The sequence below is a fragment of the Paenibacillus sp. 1182 genome, from assembly GCF_017833915.1.
Classification (GTDB): Bacteria; Bacillota; Bacilli; order Paenibacillales; family Paenibacillaceae; genus Paenibacillus; species Paenibacillus polymyxa_D.
Genome location: NZ_JAFICR010000005.1, coordinates 387,382 through 403,264, shown reverse-complemented (window position 1 = coordinate 403,264; position 15,883 = coordinate 387,382). Strand labels below are relative to the sequence as shown.

Here is a 15,883-nt window from a genome sequence, read left to right as displayed (position 1 = left end):
TTAATAAAATTAGTTAATTTAATAATCTTTTTAAACATTGTTTATTGATACCTCTATTTTGATATAATATGATTTGACGAGCGGTAGAGGAGGCTTCAATCGTGAGAAAACCCATGAGCGCAGATCAATATCTTAATAAAATCAAACCTGTAATTAGAAGAACCAGATTCAGCCAACTGAAAATTGACGATATCGCAAAACATATGGATATTAGTAAAGTGACGCTTTACAAGCATTTTTCATCCAAAGATGAAATCATCGAACAGGTTGTAGAGTATGGAATTCAGTACTTGCAGCAGGCTGACACCGTTGTATATGATGATTCCGTTTCATATATTGATCGCTTTCAAAAAACGTTTCTGGAATCGTTAATAGGTGTTATTTATTTATCCGATTTGTTCCTGCAAGACCTTAAGGAATTTTATCCACGACTTTTTGAAAATATTTCCGTTGCTCAACAAAATAGAATTAAAAATTTACAATCTTTTTTTCAATCCGGTATGGATAAAAAGATTTTTAACAGAATGCACGTTGCGCTGTCCTTAGTTCAAGACGATGCTACGCTTCGGCGCATTATGGAACCGACCTTTAGTATTCAATGGTATGATCTCACCTTGAAACAAGCCGTTATGGAATTTTATAAGATGAAACAGTATCAAGTGATTAGTCCTGAGTATCTGGATACTGTTGACGATTCCGTTATCGAAAAAGAAATCATTCGTATTTTACAAACCATTTCGTGAACGCGTTCGTTTCTCCCGACTTGCTCTTATTGATGCTGTCGTCCGTTATCTGAGTAATCGTTGTAAAGTTTGTAGCTTATAACGCTAAGAAGGCCCTCCGTGTAGATGACCATTAAACTTGCCGTTACAAACAGCACGGTGAACCGTATCACAGTAAGTCATTATGCTAACGGAAAACGATAGCTCATAAAAGACAAGAAGGCAGCCGATCATAGTGATCGGCTGCCTTTGTTTAACTAACGGGCAGGATAGTTTAAAGCTTTCGATAAATCGTATGGCCTTACGAAAGACAATAAAAGCGCAGCTCATGATTGGAAAAGACCGTTTAAAAGAGCACCACCAATTCCACTGGCAATTATGCAAATTTATTAGCATTAGCGCTGCGCCACTAGGCGTACTCGTCCCATTGGGCACTGCGGAACTCATGCTGGTTGCTATACAAGAAGCGCGTGCCAATTGCGACGAGCCGTTCGCTCTATATCATTCAGCGGTTACTTTGTATATTTGGTGCAGCAGGTCGTATCCCATGCCGTCAGCCAATATGTGCACCCTGGGAACACATAATCGTCCTTTAAGTATGGCCAGATGAGATTCCCAGCAAACGCAAAGCGAGTTTCAAGCTGTGGCGTTCTTCGTGTATTCGGTCAAATAATACACGGGAAATGGGAAAGTCATTTTTTCAACTATAAACAGTTGCCTGAAAGGGCAGAGAGGATTTCCTGTGTTGTCCGGGTACGCCCGATGCGTGGAAAAATGAAATTTTTTACGTAATCATGCCCGGTTTCGGAAAATCCAGTCATAGCATCAATCGCCAAAATCAGCTGATACCCATGCATAAACGCTTCCCGCGCAGTCGTATCAACGCCCAACTCAGTAGCGATGCCGCATAAGACGATGGTATCAATTCCTCGGCGGCGCAACTGAAGGTCGAGCTCCGTTCCGTAAAAAGCCCCCCATTGCTTCTTCGTGATGATATGGTCTGTCTCGGTGACCCGCATTTCCGGGACGATTTGATCCCATCCTTCAGGCAGATTCAGGGGTGGTCCAGGCGAATCCAACTTAGGACGCGGGATATCCTTCAAATCTTTACTAGATACCCGGACCAGTGCAACCATTGAGCTTTGCTCACGGAAAGTATCTGCCAAGGCTGCGGCGTTAGACACTACCTGCTCAGCAGAATAAGGGGCGTATTGATTTCCTATCCACTTTTGCAAGTCAATAACAACCAACGCTGTTTTTTGTGGATCCCATAATCGTTCCATTCTGTATGTTCTCCTCATCTCTTCGATTTGACCGTATGTCTAATTACGCGAACATATAGTCATTTGACTTCATGTTCCGTATTTTGTACTATCATTCATGAATAGTCAAGGGGGAGATTTTTCTTATGAGTGTGACAAGGGAAGAGGTTTTAAAATCGGCGATGAAGCTTTTTAAGGAACATGGGTTTCTTTCGACGACGATACAGGATATTGCCGAGGATTGCGGTATTGCCAAAGGATCAGTCTATAAATATTTCCCTTCCAAGGAAGACCTCTTCAGCGAGGTGTTTGATCAATGCCATAACGCCTATTTTGATCAAGTCGATGAACTGAAACGCTTTCCCGAACTCTCGCCAGAAGAGCAGTTTCTGCAGCAGATCATTCTGCGATTCCGTTATTTTATGGAATACAAGCATATTCTGATCGAATTCACGGAGCTCCCCATCCAACAGGATCCCAAGTTCCAGCCGCTTAGACACAAGGTTAGAGGGCGGCTCATCCGATGGCATAAAGAGTGCTTGATACAGGTTTATGGCGAAGAAATTTATCCGTTCCTGTGGGATTTGGTTTCCATCTATCGTGCGATTCTGAAGGAGTACTTATTTTGGATCGTTTATGAAGAAAAGTCTCTATCGCTTGAGGAAACGGCAAGGTTCATTTTGGATAAGCTCAATGTGCTCGTTAAGCATATGATGGCCTCTAACCTGAAGCCTCTGCTGAAACAGGCTTCGTTCGAGAGGTATTTAAGCTGGGGGCTCGAGGACCGCCAAGGGGAGAGAGAGCAGTTCCTTACCGAGCTGTTCCGGGAGATGGATTCGGCCCTTAATGTTCTTCCATCCGGCGCAAAACATCGTTCGGAGTTGAAAGAGGTTTACCATTTTATCCAGAACGAAACTCGTAAAGCGGAACCGAACTTCCCGTTGCTGCAAGCTTCGCTCTACTTTTTGGAGAGAGAGAAAGAGCTTAAAAGTCAGGTCATCCAGTTAAGGAATATTATTTATTCAGGTAGGGGGAGATAGCTTGTTATGTGAAATCAAATCTAACCCTATTGGGGACAAGAGCGAAGACTCTAGGGGTGGAGAGAACAATACGCGAGAAAGGTACGTCTAATGTTGTTACGGTTAGCGAGCATTCCGCTAACGGGAAACGTTAGTTCAAGGGAAACAGCGACAGTCTAGGACTTTATTTTCTCGTCCTTAGTTGTCGCCGTTTCCATTTTATAGGATAAATTAAACACTTTGTCTTTTACTGACAGTTATTTCATTAACATCAGTTCTCTTTTTGCTTCGCATAATACTCGGTGATCAGATCGAGGAACACCTTGGGAAACGCCAAGGTGGCCATATCCGCTTCGCTGATCCAGCGGTACCCCGCTGGCAGCGCATTATGCGCGTGCTCCGCCTGCTCAGCCAGCGCAATTAACGCACCTGGCTTCGCTCCGGTGCTGTAGCTGGCCCGCTGCTCGGCAGCCAGCGGGGGGCCTCCCGCCTCCCCGGCAGGGGCGGCGACCTCCTCACACTGGAACACACGCAGGTTCCAGTGAATGTGGCTGAACGTGTGCTCCGCCTCACGTACAAACCGCACCGGGCGCGCAAGCACGCCCTCTGCCAGCAAATGAGCCGCCAGATGGTCCATGGCTGGCTCATCTGGCACCGGACCGTTGTACCCCTCCGGTCCGGCAAGCTCATGCGGCAGCTCCCACATGCGGGCCAACAGGCCCTTGGCCGGGCGCTGCCGTACGAGCAGACGGCCGGTGTTCGCTCCGCTGCCCTCGATGAGAGCGACGGAGCGCGGCTCCAGCCGCGGCGGCTTTGCCTTGGTCTTGACTGGCAGTGTCTCCTCGCGACCTGCCAGCCTGCCCGAGCAATGCTCCATGACCGGGCAGGTCAGACAATGAGGCGACTTCGGCGTACAGACCAGTGCGCCCAGCTCCATTAGAGCCTGATTAAAATCAGAAGCTCTTCCTTCGGGAATCAGCTCCCGTACCAGACTTTCCATATGCGCCCGCGTGCTGCCCTTCATAATATCCTCTTCAATGAGAAAATAACGCGACAGCACACGCATCACATTCCCGTCCACAGCAGGCTCTGGTCGATTGAAGGCGATACTCATAATCGCCCCCGTCGTATACGGGCCTACTCCTTTCAGTGCAGCAACAGCTTGTGTATCATCTGGCACCTGCCCTCCGTGAAGCTCAACTACTTGTTTTGCCGCAGTTTGTAAATTCCGAGCCCGTGAATAATAGCCCAGTCCTTCCCATAGCTTAAGCACATCCTCCTCGGGTGCTTCCGCCAGCGCTTCAATCGTAGGAAAGCGTGCAATAAAGCGATTAAAATACGGAATGACCGTATCGACACGCGTCTGCTGAAGCATAATTTCCGAGATCCAGATATAAAAAGGATTCCGATGACGTCGCCACGGCAAATCGCGTTTGTTACGCGTATACCAATTCAACAGTTCAAAGCTGAAATAACGCTTTTGTTCCAATGTATTTGTAGTCATCACATCACGTCTCCTTATATTCGACAATCACAAAAGCAGAGGCAATGTTAGGCTGATGTGTAATACTCAAGTGAATGCTGTAATTTGAGTCACCTGTATTCGGCAATCTCAGTCGATCCCACGCGGATGAAGACAAATAAACTACTGGCTTCCCCCCAGGTTCCGGTAAAATATCCATATCGCCAAACCCGATGATTTGCCCAATTCCGCAACCGAAGGCTTTGGTTATCGCTTCCTTGGCAGCAAAGCGCCCTGCTACGAACTCCGTTAGTCTACCCTTGCGTTCCACAGCAAGCTCGCGTTCTGCCGGGGTCAGCACTCGATTCAAAAACGCATCTGCATATTTACCTGCCAAAATATGAGCCATACGGCTTATTTCCAGCACATCATGTCCAATTCCGTAGATCATTTGGGTATTCTCCGTCCTTTATACTTTACTGGATCTATTGTAACAGTGCGTCCACACCCTGGCGAGTCACAAAGGCGTAAAAACAGCACCAAAATATGTTAAAATAAGAAAGGCTATAGATGAATGTTTGAAATTCAGCTGATATGCCCATTTTAAAAAAATCCCCGTAGAAAGGAAGGATAGGATGTCAGAAACCATTATTGTTGAAGCAGGTACCGAAGCAGGAACAGATGCGGTGATCCGGGCTTCCTGGTTTCCCTCTAAAAATACAGCCAAAAGCCTGCTCATCATCGCTCATGGCTACAAAGGATTTAAGGATTGGGGCATGTTCCCCTATATAGCAGAAGCATTGAGTATGGATAACCATGTTGTGACCTTCAACTTTTCACATAATGGCATAGGTGAGGATCTGGAGAATTTTACCGAGCTGGAAAAGTTCGCACGCAACACCTATAGCCGCGAACAAGAGGATTTGGAACTATTGCTATCCAATCTGAGAGCCCGTCATGAGTTCAGAGAATTGCCGTTGTTTCTGTTAGGTCATAGCCGAGGCGCGGGAAGCTGCTTTGTATATGCTCTAGATCATCCCGGCGAGATTGCTGGCGTCATTTCATGGAATGGCGTGACAGATCTTGATCTGTTTACTTTACCGCAAAAAGAAGAAATGCGCGCCAAGGGACGCAGCTATGTGGAGAACGCCAGAACCGGGCAACAGCTCCCGCTGGATGCTATCATTCTGGAAGACCTGGAACAAAATCGCCAGCGTTTTGCCATTGTAGACAGACTTGCCAACAGCCAGCTCCCAGCTGTACTGATCCAGGGAACCGAAGATTCCAAACGTCTACGAGAAGGCTCTGCCCTGCTCACATCCGTTCGTCCCGACATCGAATGGGTACAAATTCAAGGCGGCAATCATACCTTTAATACCGTTCATCCATTCCAGGGAGGCAGTCTTCCACTGGATCAGGCGATTACCGAAACCCGCCGCTTCATTGAGTGGATCGCCAATTAATTATTACCCCTTCAATACAAACGGCGATCCGCCGGGCGGATCGCCGCATTTATTTACTTCAGAATTTTGCAAAATCCTCGCTTGAGCATTTTAAAATTACATAATGATTAATGCTTAGACTCCTGGGATGCTTGTCCGCTTATGCGCAGTACGTGTAAAGAAGCTTTCCAGCTTTTCGCGTGCCGCCGGGTCAATTTCCTTGCCTTCCAGATAGTCACTGTTTGCTTCGTAGGAGATCCCCAGTTCTTTTTCATCCGTCTGGCCTTCCCACAATCCAGCTGTAGGCGCTTTGTCCAAAATGGCCTGCGGAACTCCGAGATAGCTGGCGAGCAAGCGCACCTGACGTTTGTTCAGCGTGCTAAGTGGCGTAATATCGACCGCACCATCGCCCCATTTGGTATAAAAGCCTGTGATGGCTTCGGAAGCGTGATCTGTGCCAACGACGAGCAAATTCAGCTCATTCGCAAGTGCGTACTGAACCACCATCCGTGTTCTTGCCTTTACATTCCCTCTCACTTGCGGAGTAATCGAACGCTCAAGACCAATATCCTTTAACGTATGCTCCACTTCCACGGCAACCTTGTCCACGGCTTCCTTAATGTTCGTTTCCCCGGCATATTTCAGGTCGAACGCTTTGGCAACCGCGTAGCTATGCTCGATATCTTCCTGTTGGCCGTATGGCTGGAATACACCCAACGTTTTGTATTCGTCTCCTTGTTCCTGCGTCAATTCATCTGTAGCGCGCTTGCACAAAGCAGCTGCTACGGCACTGTCAATCCCGCCACTGATGGCGATCAACAGCCCTTTGCTTCCCGTTTTCGTTACATACGACTTGAGGAAATCCACACGCTTACGGACCTCTGCCTCTACGTTAATCGTAGGCTGTACTCCCAATTCAGCAATAATCTGTTCCTGCAAACTCATCAGATAAGCACCTCTTTTTTAGGAATTTCCTTCACAAGCCAACATGCAAAAGCCCCGGCAAGTTTCGCAGGCGAAAAATGCGGGGCATAGCTTGAGCAGTCTTACCGGCAAAAACGATCAAATGCACTGGTCAAATCAGCAGCAATCTGATCTGCCGAACGATCCTCCACCTGATGACGCTCGATGAAGTGAACCAGCTCGCCGTCTTTCAACAGCGCGATAGAAGGGGAAGACGGTGGGTAAGGTGCGAAAAATTCGCGAGCCTTTGCCGTTGCTTCCTTGTCCTGTCCGGCAAAAACCGAATACAGATGATCTGGCGTAATATCATGCTTCAGTGCTTCACCCACACCCGGGCGGCATTGGCCTGCGGCACAACCACATACCGAGTTCACAACCACCAGCACTGTTCCTTTACTATTAGGCAGCTTGGCCTCCACATCTTCAGAGGTACGCAGTTCCTGAATCCCAAGATTCGTCAGTTCATCGCGCATCGGCTGAACTGAATCTCTCATATATTGATCGAAAGACATAGACATATTCTTTCACTCCTTTTCCGAAAATCATGTATAGTACGTTTCTAATTTCATCCTTTGCCGTAGTAAAGGCATGGACATCTAAATTTCATTATACAATCTTTTTCACGTAATTTGCAAAAATCCGGCTATATTTTTGAACGATTATTTCTGTATCGGACTCATGACAGGAGGCTCAGAATGATCCCGGTAAGTCGGGACGGTTCTGCGCAATCGAACTTTAAACTGCGTGCCCATTCCCTCCACCGAATCTACGGCAATCGTACCGTGATGACGCTCCACTATACTTTGACATAAGGCCAGACCCAGACCTGTACCTTTCGTTTTGGTGGTGTAAAAAGGTTGGAACAGCTTTTCAAGCTGTTTTTGCGAAATTCCAGGCCCTGTATCCTTTACTTCCAGTTCCACGAAATCCCCTTCCTCATGAGTAGAAATGGTCAGCACTCCCTTTTCCCCCATGGCTTCCATCGCATTACGCGATAAATTAAGCAGCAATTGCTTTATTTCCTTAGGGTTCAAATGCAGCATCGTCACATGATCCTCCAGCTTTAGATCAATCGTCTGCCCCCTCAGATTCGCATCTGCCCACAATAAAGGCGTCAGTTCGCGAATAATATCATGCAGATGACATTGCTCCTTCTCGACAATTCGATTCTGGGCCAGTGAAAGAAAATCGTTAATAATCCCGTTCGCCCGGTCAAGTTCCTCCATCACAATGCGGTAATAATGGTTGAGGGATTCTGGGCTTTTCTCACGCATAAGCTGTAAAAAACCACGCACAACCGCCATCGGATTACGTATTTCATGAGTAATGCCCGCTGCCATCTGTCCAACCAGGCTGAGCCTCTCGAAATTGCCCAGCTCACTGCGCAGCGTCTCAAGCTCTGTAATATCTTGCAGGGCGATAATGACGCCTGTCGTTTGGTTTACATGTTTATCCCGAATAGGAAGGAAACTGGAGAAGAATACTTTGGGAGTAACATTTATAAAATCAGCACCCGCCTCTCCTTCCAATGCTTTCGCAACTCGTTCGTTAACCACAGGTAAAGTGTCAAAACCATATAACGTGCTCAATGGACGACCCACTATCTCAGGCAGTGTAATGTAGGGATCGTAGTTTCGATAGAGTTCCAGCATCGTTTTGTTCATATGTATAACTCGTTCTTCGCTGTCCAGAGTAACAAGAGATAACGGCATCAAATCCATAACTTGACGCAGCTTATCCACTTCAATTAAGTATTTGCTCGTAAACTCAGTCACATCACGCCGAAGCGTCAGTTTCTCAAAGGCATTATGCATTAGACTCACGACCGTAAAACTTGCCAGCACCCCTGCACCCATATTCCAAAACGTTGTAAGTAAGTCAGGAATGTATACAGAAACATCCTGTTTGCCCCACAGTAGCGGAAATATCGCCTTAAACAGCATATCAGCCACAACATATGCAGAGATCAGGAGCTTTTTGTCCAGCAATGTTCCTCTTTGAAAAAACTTGACATGCAGGAGCATAAAAGGAAAAAGGATAAAACCAGTGCCCACATACATTGGGGACATTTCTGTCGACTGGGCTATAATCAGGACACCCATCAGTGCGGAAGCAGCGAGCACAAAGGCAGTGCGACGTCTACCGTACATGATGCCAACAGCAAGGGGAATAATACCGAGATTAGAAGGTAGACCATACGGAGACTGATATTGAAAGAGTGTACATAGCAATATGGCTGGTAAGCAACACAAATACAGTATTCCTTGAGTGGGTCCAGGAAGCAGATTGCCGCCCCAAACCTTTTTCTTATCCCCATAATCCGTTAATATAGAGAAAAAACCCGCCGATATAACGGCAAGGAGAACTTGGAGCACACTTTCCTTCAACGCAATTAACAAGGACTTCTCCCCCTCATCATCTTTCCTTGACGCCGTTAGTTGAATTAAAGCACAGGCTACAATATATTACAATATATGTGTTAAAATTCCGGTATAGAACGACAAAATCTGCTAAATACCAGATGTATATAAGAAGATCGTTTTTACGCGTTTTAAAATCCTGTAAATTGAAAAATATACACGTTTACCGTGCCCTTAGGTTATCTAAAATGACGGTATTGCGATATGATGAAAAATTGGTTACGCCGTTCTGAATTTTTTGAAAATTTGTCGACGAAAAGGAAGAGGTTTATGACTTACGACGTTATTGTGATCGGAGGCGGCTCAGCCGGATTAATGGCTGCTGCCGCTGCCAGCAGTGAGGGCGCCAAGGTGCTTTTACTTGAAAAAGGAAATAAACTCGGGCGAAAGCTGGGGATCTCTGGTGGAGGCCGTTGCAATGTCACGAATGCCAAAGAGCTGGACGAACTCATTCGGCACATCCCCGGCAATGGCCGTTTTCTGCACAGTGCACTGGCGACTTTTGGCAATCGGGATATCATCGCCTTTTTTGAACAGCTGGGTATAGCCTTAAAGGAAGAAGACAATGGGCGTATGTTTCCAGTGACGGACAAAGCCAAAACAGTAGTCGATGCTTTGATTAACAAGGTACGCTCTCAAGGAGTCGAAATTCGGACAAGTCGTCCTGTTCAAGAGGTTATTTACAAAGAAGGTCATACAGCTGGGGTACGGCTGCGTTCCGGTGAAATCCTACATAGCCGTAATGTCATTGTAGCCGTCGGTGGCAAGTCCGTCCCGCATACCGGCTCGGAAGGTGACGGCTATGCATGGGCAGAACAAGCGGGGCATACCATTACGGAGCTGTATCCAACAGAGGTGCCATTGACCTCAGGCGAAACGTTCATCCAGACGAAAGAGCTTCAGGGACTATCCTTACGCGACATCAGTCTGACCGTATGGAATGCGAAGCAAAAGAAAGTTGTCGTCCATGAAGGAGATATGATTTTTACACATTTCGGTCTATCTGGCCCAACTGCTTTGCGGTGCAGTCAATTTGTCGTCAAGGGAATGAAAAAAGATAAGGTAAACACGGTGTTATTGACTCTCGATTTGCAGCCTCATAAACATGCCGATGAAGTCTACCGTGAGACGCTGGAGTTGGCATCGGTCGATGCTAAAAAAGCGATCAAAAACGTGCTTAAGCCTTATTTACCGGAACGCTTGATTCCATTGTTGCTCCAGCAAGCCGAACTGCGTGAGGACTTGACCTATGATCATATTCCCAAGCAGCAATGGCAAGAACTTGCTCATCGCATTAAGGCGTTTCCAATCCGTGTGAACGGTACGCTCTCTCTGAAGGAAGCATTTGTTACCGGGGGCGGTGTGAATTTGAAGGAAATTAATCCGAAAACGATGGAGTCCAAGCTGATGCCTGGATTGTTCTTCTGCGGTGAGATTCTCGATATTCACGGTTACACAGGTGGTTATAATATTACAGCGGCGTTTACGACAGGGCATACAGCAGGGACACAAGCGGCCGTAAGCGATTAAGACGCTGCGCTGCATACCACCACTGCATCCTCATTTTTTGGGGGAGATAGGAAAAGGAAATGAAAAAGACTTAAATCAGTTGTATTTCTGATTTAAGTCTTTTTTTGTAAATGGCGTAAAGAACAATATCCATCTTGTTTTGACATTTGCCGCTATCTTAAACCTCAATAATGATAGGTAAAATCATGGGTCTTCTCTTCGTCTGATTGTAAATGAACCGACCAACATCATCTTTTAACATCTGCTTAATCAGTCCCCACTGACTCATTTCGATTTCTGTTAGCTCGTTCACTGTGGACATAATCGTGTCGTGGATCTGACTCATGAGCTCTTCGGAATCCTTAACATATACAAAGCCTCTTGAAATGACCTCTGGCGCTGCGAGCATTTGCTTCTCATTTTTACTCAACGTCATCACAATAATCAGCATTCCGTCTGAAGAAAGTTTTTTACGGTCACGCAGGACAATATTACCTACGTCACCGGTTACCAACCCGTCTACCAAGCTATTGCCGGCTGGTACTTTAGGGCCCAGGGATGCCCTTCCCTCTTCAATTTGAATCGTGTCACCGTTATGGACGATAAATACATTCTCCATCGGAATCCCCACAGACTCCGCTAGTTGACGATGCTGATACAGCATTCTGAATTCACCATGTATAGGAATCAAATACTGTGGTTTCATCAAAGTCATCATTAATTTCAGTTCTTCCTGGCTACCATGACCGGATACGTGCATTCCTGTAGAGCTGCCTGATCCATAAATAACCTGGGCACCCAGCACATACAGGTTGTCAATGACCTGGGATAGGTTTCGCTCATTCCCCGGTATGGCTCCCGCAGCAATGATGACCGTATCACCAGGCAAAATTTCGATTTTGGGATGCAGGGAATTGGCTAAACGTGACAATGCGGCCATCGGCTCTCCCTGGCTTCCGGTACATAAAACTGCAATTTCTTCTGCGGGAAACCGCTCTGTTTCTCCCGCCTCAATCAGCAAATCCTCAGGCATATGCAAGAAGCCCAGCTCCTTGGCCACTGACACCACATTTATCATACTGCGTCCGAGTAAAACCAGTTTCCTGCCTGTTTCCACAGCCGCGTCAATGACTTGCTGGACACGGTTAACATTAGAAGCGAACGTGGAGATAAACACCTGCTGTTTGGCTCTGGCAAATGCATCTAGAATATGCCCGCCAACCAAACGTTCTGAAGGGGTAAATCCTGGCCTTTCCGCATTTGTACTTTCGGAGAGCAGCACTTTCACCCCCTTCTTTCCTATTTCAGCCATTCGATGAAGATCGGGAAAAGGTCCGCTTACGGGAGACATATCGAATTTGAAATCGCCGGTATGGACCACATTTCCTTCCGGTGTCTGAAAAAAGACACCCAGGCAATCCGGGATACTGTGAACCGTGGTGAAAAAGGATGCCTGAATCGTTCCCGCTTGAACGGTTGAATCCGCATCTATAAGATGAAGCTCGGCATCACGCAAAAGGTTATGTTCCCTTAACTTAATCTTAATTAATTCGATGGTGAGCTTTGTCCCATAAACGGGCATGTTAATCTGCTTGAGCAGATAGGGAATACCTCCGATGTGATCCTCATGCCCATGAGTCACAATGAGCGCTCTGACTTTATCCTGATTTTCCAGCAGATAGGTGACATCGGGCACAATAAGGTCAATACCAGGCAAGTTCTCATCAGGAAACTTCGAACCACAATCAATTACGACGATATCCTGATCGTATTGGATGAAATACATGTTTTTCCCGATTTCATTCACACCGCCTAGAGCAGCAATGAGTAATCTATTATCATCAAACATCAAGTTTATTTCCTCCTTAGAAAAATGCTATCCATATTATTCATTTTCCACGTAAACTTATACACAAAAAGAAACCCTTGTCTCTAAAAGACAGGGGTTCTCACTTGATATATTAGATACCCACCGCAGCCGAAATAGCAGCGAAAATAGCAGCAACTAACCACAGGATGGGGAATAGCTTGAAGATTACCTTCAGCCACTGTCCAAAGCTGATCCGGGCAATGGCCAATCCTGCTAGCAGAACTCCACCTGTCGGTGAAATGAGATTGGTTAACCCGTTACCAAACTGGTACGCTGTGACGACGGCTTCACGATTGATGCCTACAAGATCTCCAAGCGGTGCAAGTACAGGCATAGTTAGTGCTGCTTCCCCCGAAGAAGATGGGACCAGGAAAGTAATAATATTATGTGCAACCAACATAATGGTTGTGAACAAGTAATTTGGCAATCCTTCCAGGATGCCTGCGAGTGCATTCAATACGGTATCAATGATCATACCCTGCTCGGCGATGATCAGAATTCCGCGAGCGAGACCTATAATCACTGCAGCGTAGATGAATTCTCCACACCCTTTTACAAAATTCTCAGCTATCTCCTTCTGGCTCATTTTGGTGACTACCCCGACAAAAAGACCGAGTGCGAAGAAAAGGGCGCCGATTTCAGTCATATACCAGCCTTTGGCCAAAATTCCCCAGACAATGGCTCCCAGCGTTACAATAAATCCACCTATAATTAATTTGTCCCGAAACGTGAAGACGACGTCCTCACCTGTATTCTCTTTTATAAATTGCTCGCGATTTATAATATCACTCTGAAAAACAATGGATTTCTCCGGATTTCTCTTAACCCGGTGCGCATACCACATCGTAAAGGCAATAGAAATCATAGTAAATACAAGCCATTCAATAAATCTCAGCCAGAGCTGAGGATTCCCCTCCACTCCTGCGATTCCCTGGGCAATCAATACTGAAAATGGATTCACAGTCGAACCAACATAGCCAATTTGCGTTCCCAGAAATAGAATGAGAATAGCAGTCATAGAATCGAAGCCTAGGGCAAACATTAACGGAATAAAAATTGCATAAAGCGGAATAATTTCTTCGCTCATCCCAAAGGTAGAGCCTCCGAGACTGAATATAACCATGGCAATTGGAATAAGCAAAATCCCCTTATTCTTCAGACGTCTGGCAAGGGCTGTCAGGGCACGATCGATGGCTCCCGTCTGCAGTATAATCCCGAAGGAGCCGCCTACAATAAGGACAAAAGAGACCACATCGGCGGCATTGATAATCCCTTCAATCGGGGCGCTAAGGATTTGGGGGATTCCCTGTCTTAAATCACCATTCTCACCCGTTTTGGGTACAGTGTGATAGGTTCCCGAAACGATTGCCGTTTTGGTCACACCGTTCACTGTCACTTCATGACGCTCAAACTGTCCGCTGGGTACAATCCATGTCAACGTAGCGACCGTAATAATAATCAAAAATATTAAAGTATAACTATGGGGCAAGGATAATTTCCATTTCTTATTCTTGATGTTCATGTTTATCCCTCATTCCAAGAATGGTTATACGTAACCTTCCCTCCCATAATGGTCAATATCACTTGGGCATCCCTGATGTCCCCAGCGGATGCGTTAAGGAGGTCGCGATCAAAAACGGCGATGTCAGCATATTTTCCAGCCTCCAGCGTACCTGTAACCTCTTCCATATAACAATGTTTGGCTCCATTAATGGTCCATGCCCTTAAAACTTCGGATGGCGGCATCCCTTGGTCAGGATACCAGCCTCCTGCAGGCGAGCCATCCGGGAATAATCGGTGAGAGGCTGCATACAGTGAATCAGGGACACTAGTGATAAATAAAGGCAGATCAGTCCCAATGGTTATTGGCACGTTAGCCTCCAGCATGGATTTATAATTATAAAAGCGGTTTTCATTGTCTTTACCTACCACAGCAGACATATAAGCATCCTCGTAAGAAGGATTCAGTAGCAGGATTTGGGCGTAGACTTCGGCAAAAATTTCGTTCTCGCCCATTCTAATCAGATCATCTGGATGAGGATACTCTAGATCACTGATCGAATGTCTAATAAGGTGATTACCTTGTTGTTCGCGGCATTTTTCAATCATCGATACTGCCTGGCGAATTGCAGCATCCCCTTCTGCAGTTAGGCAGCATTTGATACCTTGGCTGTCTGCTTCCAGAACTGAGGCTTCAATTTTTTCATAATCAACCGTTCTTAAATTCGTGACTTCAGGCATATCTGCGTAAGGCTCCAACATATCCCCTGTATGATCGGCTACAACGCCGTCAAGCATCAGCTTGTATCCTTGGAAACGAATAAGGTCTCCATTATAAAGTGCTTTATACTTGATACCGGTGCCAACATCCAACGGTTCAACAACGGGTTCAAGCGAAAAATGAAATCGGAGTGGCAGTTCTCCTGCTTCTTTCAATTCTTCTAGAATCGGCAGTAGCTCGCTATGTCGGTCAAAGCCAATATCCTTTATGGAAGTAACTCCTCGTGCAGCCAGCAGGCGGCAAAACTCCACAAACTCTTGTTTGACAAGGCTGCGATCCTGCATCATGGCTTGGAGTAGCAAAGCGCGTGCCTCAGCACTGCATTGATCCGGCAAAAATTGATATTTCTCCTGAGCCAGTCGGTTCATCCAGCAGTAGCTTTTATTTAGGTTAATGGCAATTACCGCCCGATCAGGGAACATCTCGTCCAACAAGCTTTGTTCCGGCAGCTTGCCCCATCTTTCCTCGCTCCAACCGTAAGCGGTTACATCTTTCCCTGGCGGAAGGTTGTTTGCCGCTTGCAGCATGGATTCCACTGCTTCTCCAATCGAGGCTGCATGAGTCAAATCCACGCCCCGATGCATCGACATATATCCGGTAAAAAATACATGATTGTCATGAACTCCTGGCATGATAAAAGCATCACCCAAATCACAGACAACCGTTTCAGTTCCTATCCAAGCTTGTGCTTCCTCGGGACGCCCCACTGCTGCAATACATTCTCCCCGCAGTGCAATAAACCCAGGCGAAGCTTCATTTTCTAAGCCATTAAAAATAGCATTTGACAGTAGAACCTTGTCCGCTAATGTGTCCTTCTTCCCTTGCACAGTTTCACCTCCTCATTATTTATCCGCTTCATAACATAACGTAATATAACGTTATAACATTGCTTCTGCTTCTCTCATGGAGTGGAAGCAGAAGCTGCGCCGTACC

General features: G+C 46.2%; 14 protein-coding genes. 5 read left to right on the top strand and 9 right to left on the bottom strand.

The features are described from left to right. Positions 1-101 precede the first annotated feature (101 nt). Complete coding sequence (locus JOD82_RS13220; protein WP_029515793.1) at positions 102-743, top strand: TetR/AcrR family transcriptional regulator; 642 nt, start codon at positions 102-104, stop codon at positions 741-743. Positions 744-1,050: 307 nt separating this feature from the next. Beyond that, entirely contained in the window at positions 1,051-1,332 is a 282-nt protein-coding gene (locus tag JOD82_RS13215) for a hypothetical protein (protein ID WP_209949419.1), read from the top strand. Positions 1,333-1,426: 94 nt separating this feature from the next. Here JOD82_RS13215 and JOD82_RS13210 read toward each other — a convergent pair whose 3' ends face one another. Next, the gene (locus JOD82_RS13210) at positions 1,427-2,005 is read right to left on the bottom strand and encodes a hydrolase (protein WP_029515795.1); all 579 of its coding nucleotides are present in this window, start codon (positions 2,003-2,005) and stop codon (positions 1,427-1,429) included. A gap of 125 nt (positions 2,006-2,130) precedes the next feature. Between JOD82_RS13210 and JOD82_RS13205 the strand changes: the two genes are divergently transcribed. Then, positions 2,131-3,024 (top strand): TetR/AcrR family transcriptional regulator, encoded by an 894-nt coding sequence (locus JOD82_RS13205; RefSeq protein WP_165148399.1) that lies wholly within the window; start codon positions 2,131-2,133, stop codon positions 3,022-3,024. Positions 3,025-3,274: 250 nt separating this feature from the next. Here the strand turns inward: JOD82_RS13205 and mutY are convergent, their stop codons facing one another. Together mutY and acpS are read right to left on the bottom strand one after the other, a co-directional pair. Beyond that, on the bottom strand, positions 3,275-4,507 hold the full coding sequence (gene mutY, locus JOD82_RS13200) for an A/G-specific adenine glycosylase (protein WP_069012132.1): 1,233 nt from the start codon (positions 4,505-4,507) through the stop codon (positions 3,275-3,277). Positions 4,508-4,511: 4 nt separating this feature from the next. Further along, positions 4,512-4,916 (bottom strand): holo-ACP synthase, encoded by a 405-nt coding sequence (gene acpS / locus JOD82_RS13195; protein WP_029515799.1) that lies wholly within the window; start codon positions 4,914-4,916, stop codon positions 4,512-4,514. 184 nt (positions 4,917-5,100) lie between these two features. Here acpS and JOD82_RS13190 point away from each other — a divergent pair, with 184 nt between their 5' ends. Next, positions 5,101-5,928 carry an alpha/beta hydrolase family protein gene (locus JOD82_RS13190; protein ID WP_029515800.1) on the top strand — a complete coding sequence of 276 codons (828 nt, stop codon included), beginning with the start codon at positions 5,101-5,103 and terminating at the stop codon, positions 5,926-5,928. 114 nt (positions 5,929-6,042) lie between these two features. Here the strand turns inward: JOD82_RS13190 and nadE are convergent, their stop codons facing one another. From nadE to JOD82_RS13175, 3 genes are all read right to left on the bottom strand, one after another. Further along, complete coding sequence (nadE, locus tag JOD82_RS13185) at positions 6,043-6,852, bottom strand: ammonia-dependent NAD(+) synthetase (RefSeq protein ID WP_025722646.1); 810 nt, start codon at positions 6,850-6,852, stop codon at positions 6,043-6,045. A gap of 101 nt (positions 6,853-6,953) precedes the next feature. Next, positions 6,954-7,388 (bottom strand): BrxA/BrxB family bacilliredoxin, encoded by a 435-nt coding sequence (locus tag JOD82_RS13180; protein ID WP_029515801.1) that lies wholly within the window; start codon positions 7,386-7,388, stop codon positions 6,954-6,956. 141 nt (positions 7,389-7,529) lie between these two features. Next, positions 7,530-9,269 carry a two-component system sensor histidine kinase NtrB gene (locus JOD82_RS13175; protein ID WP_039270619.1) on the bottom strand — a complete coding sequence of 580 codons (1,740 nt, stop codon included), beginning with the start codon at positions 9,267-9,269 and terminating at the stop codon, positions 7,530-7,532. A gap of 291 nt (positions 9,270-9,560) precedes the next feature. Between JOD82_RS13175 and JOD82_RS13170 the strand changes: the two genes are divergently transcribed. Continuing rightward, a complete protein-coding gene (locus JOD82_RS13170; RefSeq protein ID WP_176715743.1) occupies positions 9,561-10,820 on the top strand; it encodes a BaiN/RdsA family NAD(P)/FAD-dependent oxidoreductase in 1,260 nt (419 codons plus the stop codon). Positions 10,821-10,977: 157 nt separating this feature from the next. Here the strand turns inward: JOD82_RS13170 and JOD82_RS13165 are convergent, their stop codons facing one another. From JOD82_RS13165 to JOD82_RS13155, 3 genes are all read right to left on the bottom strand, one after another. Then, positions 10,978-12,648: a ribonuclease J gene (locus JOD82_RS13165; protein WP_069012134.1), complete on the bottom strand. Its 1,671-nt coding sequence runs from the start codon at positions 12,646-12,648 to the stop codon at positions 10,978-10,980. 112 nt (positions 12,649-12,760) lie between these two features. Continuing rightward, complete coding sequence (locus tag JOD82_RS13160) at positions 12,761-14,191, bottom strand: YfcC family protein (protein WP_209949417.1); 1,431 nt, start codon at positions 14,189-14,191, stop codon at positions 12,761-12,763. 2 nt (positions 14,192-14,193) lie between these two features. Beyond that, positions 14,194-15,777 carry an amidohydrolase gene (locus JOD82_RS13155; protein WP_209949415.1) on the bottom strand — a complete coding sequence of 528 codons (1,584 nt, stop codon included), beginning with the start codon at positions 15,775-15,777 and terminating at the stop codon, positions 14,194-14,196. Positions 15,778-15,883 lie beyond the last annotated feature (106 nt).